The 13233-nt window shown below is 53.3% G+C and carries 9 protein-coding genes; all 9 read left to right on the plus strand.

Annotated features, from left to right (window positions below):
* Positions 1–75: 75 nt before the first annotated feature.
* Entirely contained in the window at positions 76–963 is an 888-nt protein-coding gene (locus E7745_RS02125; protein WP_107032485.1) for a DUF5106 domain-containing protein, read from the plus strand.
* 21 nt (positions 964–984) lie between these two features.
* Positions 985–1494: a DoxX family protein gene (locus tag E7745_RS02130; RefSeq protein WP_107032484.1), complete on the plus strand. Its 510-nt coding sequence runs from the start codon at positions 985–987 to the stop codon at positions 1492–1494.
* A gap of 53 nt (positions 1495–1547) precedes the next feature.
* Positions 1548–2624 (plus strand): tRNA 2-thiouridine(34) synthase MnmA, encoded by a 1077-nt coding sequence (gene mnmA, locus E7745_RS02135; protein ID WP_107032483.1) that lies wholly within the window; start codon positions 1548–1550, stop codon positions 2622–2624.
* Between the two features lie 54 nt (positions 2625–2678).
* Complete coding sequence (locus E7745_RS02140; protein WP_107032482.1) at positions 2679–3323, plus strand: bifunctional nuclease family protein; 645 nt, start codon at positions 2679–2681, stop codon at positions 3321–3323.
* 116 nt (positions 3324–3439) lie between these two features.
* Positions 3440–4771, plus strand: coding sequence for an MFS transporter (locus E7745_RS02145; protein WP_136408209.1), 1332 nt, complete (start codon positions 3440–3442; stop codon positions 4769–4771).
* Positions 4772–4859: 88 nt separating this feature from the next.
* On the plus strand, positions 4860–5582 hold the full coding sequence (locus tag E7745_RS02150) for a 16S rRNA (uracil(1498)-N(3))-methyltransferase (RefSeq protein ID WP_136408210.1): 723 nt from the start codon (positions 4860–4862) through the stop codon (positions 5580–5582).
* A gap of 124 nt (positions 5583–5706) precedes the next feature.
* On the plus strand, positions 5707–7305 hold the full coding sequence (locus E7745_RS02155) for a tetratricopeptide repeat protein (RefSeq protein ID WP_136408211.1): 1599 nt from the start codon (positions 5707–5709) through the stop codon (positions 7303–7305).
* A gap of 410 nt (positions 7306–7715) precedes the next feature.
* The gene (locus tag E7745_RS02160) at positions 7716–10964 is read left to right on the plus strand and encodes a TonB-dependent receptor (RefSeq protein WP_136408212.1); all 3249 of its coding nucleotides are present in this window, start codon (positions 7716–7718) and stop codon (positions 10962–10964) included.
* Between the two features lie 29 nt (positions 10965–10993).
* Entirely contained in the window at positions 10994–13057 is a 2064-nt protein-coding gene (locus tag E7745_RS02165) for a RagB/SusD family nutrient uptake outer membrane protein (RefSeq protein ID WP_136408213.1), read from the plus strand.
* The last annotated feature ends 176 nt before the right edge of the window (positions 13058–13233 follow it).

The raw sequence follows: 13233 nt of genomic DNA on the forward strand, positions 1-13233 counted from the left end.
GGGAGGATTATTTTTTCGCTTTTGAGAGATTTTGTTTATCTTTGTGATTGCAAAATTATACATTAGCCAGAACGAATGAAAATCAAACGACTGCTTCTCTGCCTCATGGTCTTCCTCGGCGTAAGCCTCGGAGCCAAGGCCGACACATATTTCCAATATCCCATAGTGCCTGACTCGATCAAGCTCTTTCAGAGCCGTTGCGACTATATGGCTCGCCATTTCTGGGACTTCTGCGAGCTGAAAAAGGCCTTCTCGGCCAAACACAAGATGGCCCAGGAGTTCAATGTCTATATCTCGATACTGCGCAACGCCACTCCCGATTCGGCAATAGCCTCGGTCAACCGTTTTACCAAGAAGCTTGAAAAGCAGCCGGCTGACCAATTGTTCATGGCCGAATGTGCCGAAAACCTACTCTATGGCGATACCGCCGAGATGTGGATCGATGAGCTCTATCTGCCCTTTGCCGAGGCTGTGGCTTCAAACAAGCGCATTGACAAAGCCTCAAAAGCCCGCTTCGCGCATCAGGCCAAAATACTGAAAAACTCTATGACCGGCAAGCGCTTCGCCTCTCTGCCCTACACTACCCGCGAGGGACAGAGCAGGAATCTCGACAGTGACTCGGCCCAGGTTCTGGTAGTGTTTTTCAACGATCCAGACTGCGATGACTGCAACATGGCCCGCATACGCCTCGACGCCGACATATCAATGACCGAGCTTATCAGCGAGGGCAAAGCCAAAATAGTGGCCATTTCGCTGACAGAACCTTCGGATGAATGGAAACAGTCCGTGGGTTCCTACCCGTCGGCATGGAGCGTGGGAGCCAATCCCGACGCCGACCTTACTGTAGACCTCAGAAACGGCACTCCGGATTTCTACATCATCGACAAGAATCACAACGTGCGCTTCAAGCATCTTACCATAGACCAGGTGCTTGACGTGGCCCGACAGTTAAAGAAACGCTAATCAGAGAGATCAAAAAAATCTATGAGTTGGTATAATTCCTGGCCGGTCAACTGCTTCGTAAAGCTTTCCGGCTACACTTATTCGAATCTCGCACGACTGTTTATCCGTCTCTTTGTGGGCATGATGCTGCTGCAGTTCGGCATACGCCATCTGGTAAACTACAGTGTGCTCTGCAACTCTTTCCCGACGGTTCTGAACATGTCATCGGAATGCTCGCTGATCATCATGATCACCATCGAGCTCGTCTGCTCGCTGCTGATCATGGCAGGTTTCATGACCCGTCTGAGCACCCTCCCGCCTATTTTCGCCATGATCGCCGCCGAGTACTACATACTCCACGATATGGTGCCCTTCCTGCCGGTCTACGGTCTTGACAGCACCGACCCCGGCTATCTGCCCATCATGTTTATCGGCATCTATTTCTACCTGCTCATAGCCGGACCGGGCAAAATATCACTCGACTATTTAATATCACTCTATATCATCAACCTCAAAGGCAAATCAGAGGAAGAAGAGATGGAGGAGGTCTGATCCTCCCCCTGAAAACCCTACCGATGACTTTAGCAAAACCAAAGAACGACTGAATGAAGATTGCCGCACTGATATCAGGAGGCGTTGACAGCGCCGTGGCCGTCCACCGGCTTGTGGAGGAAGGCCATGACCTGCACCTTTTCTATATAAGAATCGGGCTTGACAACGGCGAGGGCGACTGCTCGGCCGAGGAAGACATCGAGATGTGCTCGTTCATAGCACGCCGCTACGGACTGCCATTTGATGTGGTGTCGCTCCACCAGGAGTATTGGGACAATGTGATGGACTATGCGCTCCGGACCGTGCGCTCCGGACTCACTCCGAACCCCGACATCATGTGCAACAAGATGATCAAATTCGGCTTCTTCGAAGAGCGCTGGGGCCATGAATTCGACAAAACCGCCACGGGCCACTATGCCACTACCCATGAGATCGACGGTCTTGTCTATCTCGGCACCGGCATTGATGCCGTCAAAGATCAGACCGATTTTCTATGCCGCATCAGCTACCCTCAGCTGAGCCATCTGATGTTTCCTATCGGCGACCTGCCCAAAAGCCGCGTAAGGGAAATTGCAGTGACCACACAGCTGCCCAACGCATTCCGCCGCGACAGTCAGGGCATCTGCTTTCTGGGCAAGATAAACTACAACGACTTCATCCGCCGCCACCTTGGCGAAAAGCCGGGCCCTATCATCGAGATCGAGACCGGCCGCAAGCTCGGAGAGCACCGCGGATTCTGGTTTCACACCATAGGGCAGCGCAAAGGCCTTGGGCTGAGCGGAGGCCCGTGGTATGTGGTGAAGAAAAACGTCAATGACAACGTGGTCTACGTCTCGCAGGGCTACGACACCGAAAAGCAGTATGGCAAACTGATCCATCTTGACGAGATGCACTGGATCACCCGCGATCCGTGGCCCGATGACTGTGACGGCGTTGAGATCCGGTTTAAAAACCGCCACTCGCCCGAATTTCTGCCGGCCCGCCTGAGCCGCATGGGGCAGGGCGAATATATCATCGAATCCGAGGTCCCGGTCCAGGGCATAGCCCCCGGCCAGTTCGGAGTCATCTATGACCGCGATGCCCGCCTCTGCTATGGCAGCGGAGTGATCACCGGCCGCAATATCTCATAGACTGAAAATAATAACCGAAAAACACCTCATATATAATATATATAGCAAGAGCCCATGTCAGAGAACGATGAAAACCGGGTAAGGCTCAAAGTGATGGGCCTTTCCTACAGCCAGATCCAGTCAGGAGCCTACGCGCTGATTCTCGCGCAGGTGGGTGGTCCGATGCGCATTCCGGTGGTGATCGGCGCGGCCGAAGCCCAGTCAATCGCAATGAAGATGGAAAACATCACACCGCCACGGCCTATGACCCACGATCTTTTCGTGAGTTTCGCCCACGCTTTCGGCGTGAAACTGACCGAAGTTTTCATCTACAAATTCGAAGACGGTATTTTCTCTTCGGAAATCACATTTTCTGACGGTGACCGGACTGTGACCATCGACTCCCGCACAAGCGATGCCATAGCGATAGCCATGCGCACCGGCGCACCTATCTATACCACTCCTGACATACTCGAAGCCACGGGCTTCGAAATGGAAATAGCCGATGAAACGACAGACGATGGAGACGTAGAAGCTCCGGCCTTCGGCGATGAAGACGGACACAGCGGCAGCCATTCCGAGCCCAAGCTGGAAAACTACGCCATAGAGGAACTCGAAAAAACTCTCGCCCGCCACATAGAGCGTGAGGAATACGAGGAAGCCGCCCGCGTAGCCGAGATATTGAAACGCAAACGCGCCAAAGACACCGATCAGGCCTGACAGAATCACACTGACGTCAGAAAAACATGACTCCCAATAGCTTAAATTATCTAAACCATGCAACTATAAGTAATTCATACAAGTTACTATAAAACAGAATTTAAAACTACACGGATATGGCAACAGCAAGATCCCTACAAGTAAAACTGGCTCTCCTCAGCTTCCTTGAATTCGGAGTCTGGGGCGCTTACCTGATTTCATTAGGCAACTATCTGGCTCGAATCGGACTGGCCACTCAGATCGGCTGGTTCTACACAGTCCAGGGAATAGTCTCTCTCTTCATGCCAGCTATCATAGGCATCCTTGCCGACCGCTGGATCCAGGCCCAAAAAATGCTCAGTCTCTGCCACATCCTCGCCGGTTGCTTCATGGGGGCCGCAGGTGTCTACTGCCTTACCACATCTCAGGTGGAGTTCGGACCACTCTTCGCTCTCTACACCCTCTCAGTGGCCTTCTTCATGCCGACAATCGGCCTCGGCAACTCAGTTGCGTTCAACGCTCTGACAGAAGCCAATCTCGACACCATCAAACACTTCCCGCCGATCCGCGTATTCGGAACCGTAGGCTTCATCTGCTCGATGCTCTTCGTCAACTTCACCCAGTTCCAGACCAACGCCTACCAGCTCATAACCTCGGCGGCCCTGAGTTTCATTCTCGCGGCCTACGCTCTGACAATGCCCGCCTGCAAAGTCAAGAAAGGCCAGAAAAGTTCTCTGGCCGACAGCCTCGGACTGAAAGCCTTCAAACTCTTCAAGCAGAAGCGCATGGCCATATTCTTCATTTTCAGCATGTTCCTCGGTGTCTCGCTCCAGATCACCAACTCTTACGGCAACACGTTTATCACCTCATTTGAAAATCTTGCCGAATTCGCCGACACCTGGGGTGCCCACAATGCCAATGCCCTCATATCCCTATCGCAAATCAGCGAAACCCTCTGCATACTCCTCATACCCTTCTGCCTCAAGCGCTTCGGCATCAAAGGCGTGATGCTGATGTCGATGTTCGCATGGGTGCTCCGCTTCGGGTTCTTCGGAATCGGCGACACCGGCAGCGGCCTCTGGCTCCTGATTCTCTCCTGCATTGTCTACGGCGTGGCCTTTGACTTCTTCAACGTCTCAGGCGGTCTCTACGTCGACAAGGAAACCACCAGCGACCTTCGCTCAAGCGCCCAGGGCCTCTTCATGATGATGACCAACGGGCTCGGAGCCACCATCGGTACTCTCTGCGCCCAGGCGGTAGTCAACCACTTCGTATTCTCACAGACCACAGCCGAAGCCCAGCACGAAGGATGGGTCACCTCTTGGATGATCTTCGCCGGCTATGCCCTCGTAGTGGCCGTGCTCTTCATGTTCATCTTCAAGGATGACAGCAAGAAAGCGACCCCGCAGATGGAAGAAGCCGTCATCGACGGAAACGGCTCGGCTGCCGACGGCATGGTCAACGACTGACCCTCCCCCGCCCGCGGGGAATCGCCTCTCGGTCTCAACCGGCAACGGCCCCCCAGGGCCTCTTATAAACCAAGAATTTCACTGACAGATGATACAATTTTTCGCTCCTGACATAGCCACCTCTCCTGAGCTGCCCGAAAGCGACTCACGACATGCCGTGAGAGTGCTGCGAATGCGCGAGGGCGACGAACTCCAGGTGATTGACGGCCACGGCAACGCCTACCGCTGCCGGCTGGCCGACGCCCACCCGAAACATGCCTCGGTAGAGATCCTCTCCGTCAGCCCCATGCCCCTGCCCTGGAGCCAGCAGCTTGCAGTAGCCGTGGCACCCACCAAGCATCTGGACCGCATGGAATGGCTCGTGGAAAAGATGACCGAGGTTGGAGTCAACACCATCATTCCGCTGCTCTGCGACCGCAGCGAGCGCCGTGAGATCAAGATCGAAAGACTCGAAAAAATCGCCGTGGCCGCCATGAAGCAGTCACTCAAAGCCACCCTCCCCACCGTCATACCGATGACACCGCTCCGCGAAGTAGCCGCAATGATGCCCGGAGCACAACGGCTGATGGCCTACTGCGACCCCGACATACCCCGCAGAGACTTCACGCAGGTCTACCGGCCGGGGCTCGACACACTGATCCTAATCGGCCCCGAAGGTGACTTCTCTCCTCAGGAGATACGCCTCGCCCTTGACTCCGGATTCAGCCCCGTCACCCTCGGCAACAACCGCCTGCGCACCGAAACCGCCGCCCTCTACGCCCTCTCGGCCTGCCACATCCTCGACCAGAGCAGCGCTGCGCCGGAAAGCTGACCGCCGGCACTCCTCAGCTGAACCATAATATATCACCGTCAACTATTTTAACGGTGTCCCCTCGCCAATCACCTCCGGCCCCTGCCGGAAGCAAGCCGGACACTCCATCATATCCAATTCTGCAATGAACCTAAGAAAAATCGCAATCTCACTCCTGCTCTCAGCCGGTGCATTCAGCTTCACCGCCTCAGCCGAAGCACCCAACCCGATGAAAGAAGCGCTCATGAAGGCCTACCAGGCTCTTCTCGACGAAGATCCGCACGATGCGGAGACCCTCTTCCGCCGGGCCAACGAATATTACCTCCGCAACGACTACATCAAGGCACTCGATGACATTAACAACGCTCTCAAATATCTCCCGGAGGAAGACCTTGACACCCGCTTCCAGGCCATACAGCTGCGGGCCAACATCAACATGATGCTCCACCGCTACGAGCAGGCCATCGGCGACCTCAACTCCGAAATCTCGCTCGACCCGCAGAACTATGTGGCCGTCTACCAGCGAGGCACGGCCCTCTACGAACTCGGCCGCTACCCCGAAGCCAAAGCCGACTTCCGCCTGCTACAGCAGCGCAATCCCCGCAGCCAGGAAGCCCTCTTCGGGCTCGCCCGCGTGGCCGTCAAGGAAAACAACCTCGGTCTGGCCGACGAACTCTGCGACCAGGCCGTGGAACTCTCCCCGTCAAACAGCCAGGTCTACCTGCGCCGCGCCTCAGTGCGCACCCTTGCCGGAAATGAACAGGGCGCTGTCGACGACTATATCCTCGCCATCTCAACCGACCAGGAAAACACCCCGCGGGCACTCCGCGAACTGGTGGAAATATCCAAAACCAACTACCCCGTAGTTATAGCCGGCCTATCGACCGCCATACGCCAGGCCCCGCGCAACGGCATGTACTACTTCATCCGCGCCATGATAGCCCAGGGCCACTGCAACTACCTCGCAGCCATAGCCGACTATGACCGCATCATCAACGAAAACCTCGACTCATATCCCGGCCTCAACGCCGCACTCGCCGAATGCTACTACGCCCTCGGCAAGTTCGACACCGCCCTGCTCAACATCGACTATGCCATCAGCGCCACCCGCGACAACGAGCGCTACTATGTGATCAAATCGCAGATCCAGCGCGCCTTAGGCAACTATGACAGCGCCCTCTCCTGCGCTGAAACCGCCCTTGAGAAAGAACCGGACTCAAACGAAGCCCTCATAGCCAAAGCCCTCGCACAACTGCGCCTGGGCAACAGCGCCGATGCCTCCGTATGTCTCAGCGAAGCCACGATGAACGCCCCTGAAAACCCCTATCTCGCTATAATCCGCGGATGGGTGCTCAAAGACTACCGCCGGCAAAAGAAAAACGCCGACATGAGCTTCGAACGTGTGCTCGACATGGACCTGGCCCACGACCAGATAAAATCATACCGCGGATTCGCCCTCCTGCAGCTCGACCGCAAGGAAGAAGCCGACCGCTGGATAGAACGAGTGCTCGCCATAGCCGATGACTATGACGGCGAAGTCAACTATCTCGCCGCCTGCTACTACGCCCAGGCCGGCAACAGCGACAAAGCCTTCAAGTGCATGGCCGCATCGCTCGAAAAAGGCTATGCCAACTACTATAACTGGGCCGTCAATACCGAAGCCGATGTCAACGTGGAGCCCATCCGCAAAGACCCGCGCTTCAGCGCGCTGCTCAAAGCCAACGGCGCCATATTCGGCCGCTGATCCGCACCCACAGGCAAATTGTTAAACCGGGGGCTGTCTGATTTTCGTCAGACAGCCCCCTTGATTTGTGGCCGGTCTTTAACCCAAAGACCGGCCACACGTGTGTTTCGGAACCGTAATTCTCTTGCTTAGAGATCTCCAACCCGCACAACATATTATATAACAAGCCCCTAACCATGCAGCCGGAAAAAATATGTGAAACATCTTCCGACATATTAACATATCGTTTTAACCAATAATAACACTTTAATACCCAGAATTTCATTTTTTTTGCTTAATTTTGCCGAATATTTAGTATCTCTAAGCAAGAGATACGCCATGCTATATGCCATCGCATTTCATACTATCACAGTAGCAAAAAGGGAAATAACAAGTAATTAAATAAATATCCAAATCTAAACCATGCGTGTATGAATTTTAGTCAGAAACTCCGTTACTGGTTTGTCTTCTTGCTGACCGTAACCTTCTCACTTTCAATCTGCGCCCAAAACATTTCCGTAAGCGGAACAGTTGTTGACGACACCGGCGAGCCCCTGCTCGGCGCCACCGTCATGCAGAAAGGAACCCAACACGGTGTTGCCACCGACCTTGACGGCAACTTCACTATCAGCGTTCCGGCCAAAGCCGTCCTCGTTGTGAGCTACATCGGCTATGACAACAAGGAAGTGCCCGTCAACGGCCAGACTCACCTCGACATCACCCTCTCCACCAACGCAACCATGCTTGACGAAGTAGTGGCCATCGGCTACGGTACAGTCAAGAAAAAAGACCTCACCGGCGCCGTCAGCTCCGTGTCAGGTTCTGAACTCGCCAAGGCGCCCGTGACCTCCGCGGCAGCAGCCCTCCAGGGCAAAGCCGCCGGTGTGAACATCGTGTCACAGAACGGTGCTCCCGGTGCTTCGATGAACGTCACTGTCCGCGGCGGTGCATCTCTGACCCAGAACACAAAGCCGCTCTACATCGTCGATGGCTTCGAAATGTCTGACGCACTTGCAAACATCGACATCAACGACATCGAAACAATCGACGTGCTGAAAGACGCCTCGTCGACCGCCATCTACGGTGCCCGCGGCTCAAACGGCATCATTGTGATCACCACCAAATCAGCTGCAGCCGGCAAAACCAAAGTCGATTACAACGGCTATGTTTCTTTTGACAGACTGTCAAAAAAACTCAGCATGATGAAAAATGTCCGCGACTACGTCGGATATCAATATGAACTTGCAGAGCTCCAAGGCAAAATCAACAACTGGTCTACAGTCTATGACGATGACTATGGAGTAGATATGGACGACTTCTACACCGGTGCATTTGACCGTATCGCATCACGCTATGGCAACAATCCTTACTCTGTCGACTGGCAAGACGAGGCTTTCGGCGGCCACGCAACCACCCAGAACCACAACGTATCTATCTCGACAGGCACTGAGAAAACCAGAGTCCTGCTTTCTTACAACCATGTCGACCAGGACGGTCTTCTCGCCAACCATGACTATCGCCGCAACTCCCTTCGCGCGAAAATCAACGCCGAACTCTGGAAAGGTGTAAAGATTGATTTCAACTCATTCTTCTATGACAATCTTACTCATGGCGGCGGTAACTACGGTCATATGGACTACGTGCTTCTTCAGCCCATCAACGGCGGCACACTCTTCACTCAGGACGAGCTCATGAACTCAGAGACTTCAATCCAGTTCAAAAAACTTGACTCCTTCTATAACCTTAACAACCCGCTTGTCCAGAATCTTGCATCTGTTTCATCAAACCACACCAAACGCTTTGAAGCCAACGCCGGCATCACCATTGACTTCCTCAAGTATTTCTCATGGCGTACACAGGGCAACTATACCACCTCATGGGGCAAAGGCACATCTTTTGCCGATGAACGCTCTACCGGCTATCTCTCAGATCCCGAAAACACCGGAATGCAGGGTTCTATCAAGAACTCAAGCAGTTCAGCCTGGCATATCTCCAACACCCTCAACTTCGTGAAGACCTTCGCTGAAAAACATGACCTCACAGTCATGGTCGGTCAGGAATACTCTTTCTCAAAGAGCGACAAAAACAACTGGTCTATGCGCAAGTTCCCCTATCCCAACCACGGGCTCAACGACATCAAGAATGTCGAAGTCTATGAAAAGGAATCAGGCTACTCAGAAGGCAACATGCTTTCTTTCTTCGGCCGTGTGAACTACGTTTATGACGACCGCTATCTTCTGACCGCCACAATGCGTGCCGACGGTTCTTCGAAATTCGCCAAAGGCAACAAGTGGGGCTACTTCCCCTCAGCATCAGCCGCATGGCGAGTGAGCCAGGAAAAATTCTGGCAGGAAGCAGGAATCAACAACTGGTTCAACAACCTCAAATTCCGCGTAGGCTACGGTGTCACCGGTAACAACGGCATCGGTTCAAACCTCTACGTAACCAACGCTTCGATGACAACCTACCCGATGGACGGCGATGTAAACTCACCCGCCTATGTGGTCGGCTCAACCCTCGGCAACAAAAAGCTCAAATGGGAAACCCTCCATGCAACCAACGTCGGTCTTGATATCGGCATGTTCAACAACCGCCTGAATCTTACAGTGGAATGGTATAACAACCAGATCTCCGACATGCTTATGAACTGTGTGATCCCCACTTCGACCGGCTACTCCAAGCAGTATCAGAACGTAGGCAAGATGCGCAACCGCGGTTGGGAATTCCAGCTCAACACCGTCAACATCGCCACCCGCGACTTCCAGTGGACATCATCACTCAACATTTCACTCAACAAGTCAAAAGTCATCTCCCTTGAAAGCGGCGAAGACCACAAGACATTCGGAGCCGGCGGCAGCCGTGCAGGCACAGTCACATATTATGCTACTGTCGGTGAAAGCCTCGGTGACATGTATGGCTACAAATATGAAGGCATCTACACCACTGATGACTTCGAGATCAATGAAGACGGTACTTACGGTGCCCTTAAAGACGGCGTTGTGCGTCCCTATTCAGGCACACCCAAACCCGGTGACATGAAATTTGCCGCCGACACCGAAAACGAAGACGGCACAAAACAGTTCACCCGCAAGCTCGTCAAGATCGGCAACGGCACTCCCGATGTGATCGGAGGTTTCAGCAACACCTTCACATACAAAGGTTTTGATCTCAACGTATTCATGAAGTTTAATATCGGCAACGACATCTACAATGCTACCAAGCATGCCATGAGCCCCTATGCATCGTTCGAGAACGTACCCACCGAGTTCGGCAACAACTACTACCGTCTCATCGATCCGTCAACCGGACGCGAGACCAAAGACGTGGCAACCATCAAGGCACTCAACCCCAATGAGTCAGACCGCACCTGGAGCTTGACAAAGACCAATGCCGAATATATCTCCTACCCGAACTCCTACTTCGTTGAAGACGGCAGCTACCTGCGCCTCGCCCAGGTTACTCTCGGCTACACCTTCCCTGCAAAATGGATGAAGAAAGTCCATGTAAGCAACCTTCGTCTCTACTTCACAGCCAATAACCTTGCCACTATCACCGGTTATTCAGGCTATGACCCAGACGCATCGTCGAAGAACGACAACATCATCTGTACTCCGGGCTACGACTCATCGACCTACCCCCTCTCACGCAGCTATGTTATCGGTCTCAACCTTTCGTTCTAACCTTAGTAGTCTAACATCAAGAATTCAACATGAAAAAGAACAAAATATATAGCATCCTCGCGGCTGCCCTTCTCTTCGGTGCCGCCCCGGCGCTCACCTCATGCGAGGATCTGCTGGAGAAACCGTCATTCACTGCTGATGACCTTGATTTCGTTTTTTCTGACGAAGACAAGGCAGAACTTTACGTGAAAGGCTGCTACCGCGCACTCGTCTTCTCTGAACTCTGGCGTCCATTCATTGATCCGGGTGTCACTGTAATCAGCGAGGACGCGATTGACGGCGGACGCCCCCGTTCAGCAAACTTCGCCTATGACCCCATCCTCCCCGCAACAGCCACTACCGTCTACAGCCAGTCATACAAGACCATCGAATCCTGCAACGTTGCGCTCAAACGCCTTGCCGGACTCCATGAGACTGCTAAGCTCAAAGCATTGAAAGCTGAGGTGACTTTCATCCGGGCTTTCGCATACAACGAACTTATCCGCTTCTATGGCGATGTGCCTGCCGCTTTTTCACCGATCAGCGAACAGCAGGACCAGTCATGGTATCCTAAGCGCACCAGCCGCGATGAGATCTATGACCGTATCATCGGAGAGATGCAGGACTGTGTGGACGATCTCCCCTGGTTCTCTGAATCAAATTACGGTTCTGCCCCGGAACGTCTGACCCGTCAGGCCGCAAAAGGCATTCTTGCACGTATCTGTCTGTATGCAGGCGGTTACTCTCTGCGTTGGGACCTTGAGACCAACGATGCCTCTTCGCTCCACTTTGACCGTCGCCCGGATGAAGCCCGCGTGAAAGAACTTTATGAAATCGCAGATGCCGCTCTTGCAGAGGTAATCGGAAAAGGTGAAAACAGCCTCATCACCCAGGGTCGCGACGGCATGAGCCCCTATCATACTCTTTTCTACAACTACTGCCAGCGCAATTTCGGTGTCAGCTCTCAGGAAATGATGTGGCAGATAGCCCAGCTTGGCGAATCAACCAACTCGGATTTCGGTATCTACAACGGACAGCCCGGATGTATGGGTGGCCCCTTCGGCGGCCGCAAGACTCTCCAGGTCAAACTGCCTACGTATTACCTTTCGTTTGATCCGGCAGATATGCGTCGCGATGTGATCTGCGCCAACTACTCTATCACATTCCTTAGCGATGCTGAAAAGTTCGATGGTACAAACTGCGCTACCACTTTCTCAAGCATCATGCCCGGCAAATACCGCATCCAGTGGTGTCAGGCTCCTCAGGCTGCTGCAAAACGCAACGTTGACGTGCCTCTTCTGCGCTATGCCGACATACTTCTCATGTATGCCGAAACCCAGAACTACCTCCACGGCCCCAATGACGCCGCCAAAGCTGCTCTAAAGCAGGTTCGCGACCGAGCCGGAATCGGAGCCATGCCTATCGCAGCCGCTAACAAGGAAGAATTCCTCGAAACCATCATGCAGGAACGCAAATGGGAACTTGGCGATGAACTTCTTGTCCGTGGCGACCTTATCCGCATGAACCTTATCGAAAAGGAAGTGCGCCAGGCTCAGCAGGACATCAAGGATCTTTCAGACCGCACAGGCAAATATGCCGATGTCCCCGCTCTGCGCATTGTCAAACTCCAGATGAGTTCATGCGAATATGGCGAAAAGGCTCTCACAGTGCCATATATCGAAATCTCAGATCCGGCTGAAATTTCCAAACTCACAGCCATGAAGAATGCCTCGACCGCAAGCAACCGAAACAAGCACAATCAGGCTGTGAAGGAAGTTCTTGCAGCACACGGCATAACTCCCTCTGACAGCGAAGTCTGGTACACTGTAAACATGTTCCAGGCCTGGACAAGCACATATAACAAGAACTCCCGCCGCTGCGCCGGTTACTCTCCCGCCGCGATAACCGCCCTCAACATCGGCTCTACAGTTTATACCAAACCGCTTGCCAGTTCCGAAAACAACGGAGCATATCCCGACTGGGTTGCAGGAGAATACGGTATTTATCACGGTTTCGTCAAGAACAAAACCGAGATTTGCCCGTTTGCCGGCAAGAGCGCAGGTCATCCGCTGATCGACAACCCCAACCTTACCCAGCATCCCGCCTACAAGTAAGGACGGTCTCAATTAGCAACTGAGTACTAAAAGTCTTTCATGACCTCTGTGTTAAACAGCGGTCAAAAACCGCAAGCAGAAACGGAGTTCTGACACTCCGGCATCCGGCTAATCAGAATTCCGTTTCCGCTTTCATATATCCAGATCATTATTCACCAAATAATTTTATATTCTAT

This window comes from Duncaniella sp. C9 (genome assembly GCF_004803935.1).
Lineage (GTDB): Bacteria > Bacteroidota > Bacteroidia > Bacteroidales > Muribaculaceae > Duncaniella > Duncaniella muris.

Coding starts and splice junctions, on each gene's coding strand:
- mnmA (WP_107032483.1), top strand. CDS start 1,548: ATGAAGATTGCCGCACTGATATCAGGAGGCGTTGACAGCGCCGTGGCC.
- E7745_RS02150 (WP_136408210.1), top strand. CDS start 4,860: ATGATACAATTTTTCGCTCCTGACATAGCCACCTCTCCTGAGCTGCCC.
- E7745_RS02140 (WP_107032482.1), top strand. CDS start 2,679: ATGTCAGAGAACGATGAAAACCGGGTAAGGCTCAAAGTGATGGGCCTT.
- E7745_RS02125 (WP_107032485.1), top strand. CDS start 76: ATGAAAATCAAACGACTGCTTCTCTGCCTCATGGTCTTCCTCGGCGTA.
- E7745_RS02130 (WP_107032484.1), top strand. CDS start 985: ATGAGTTGGTATAATTCCTGGCCGGTCAACTGCTTCGTAAAGCTTTCC.
- E7745_RS02155 (WP_136408211.1), top strand. CDS start 5,707: ATGAACCTAAGAAAAATCGCAATCTCACTCCTGCTCTCAGCCGGTGCA.
- E7745_RS02165 (WP_136408213.1), top strand. CDS start 10,994: ATGAAAAAGAACAAAATATATAGCATCCTCGCGGCTGCCCTTCTCTTC.
- E7745_RS02145 (WP_136408209.1), top strand. CDS start 3,440: ATGGCAACAGCAAGATCCCTACAAGTAAAACTGGCTCTCCTCAGCTTC.
- E7745_RS02160 (WP_136408212.1), top strand. CDS start 7,716: ATGAATTTTAGTCAGAAACTCCGTTACTGGTTTGTCTTCTTGCTGACC.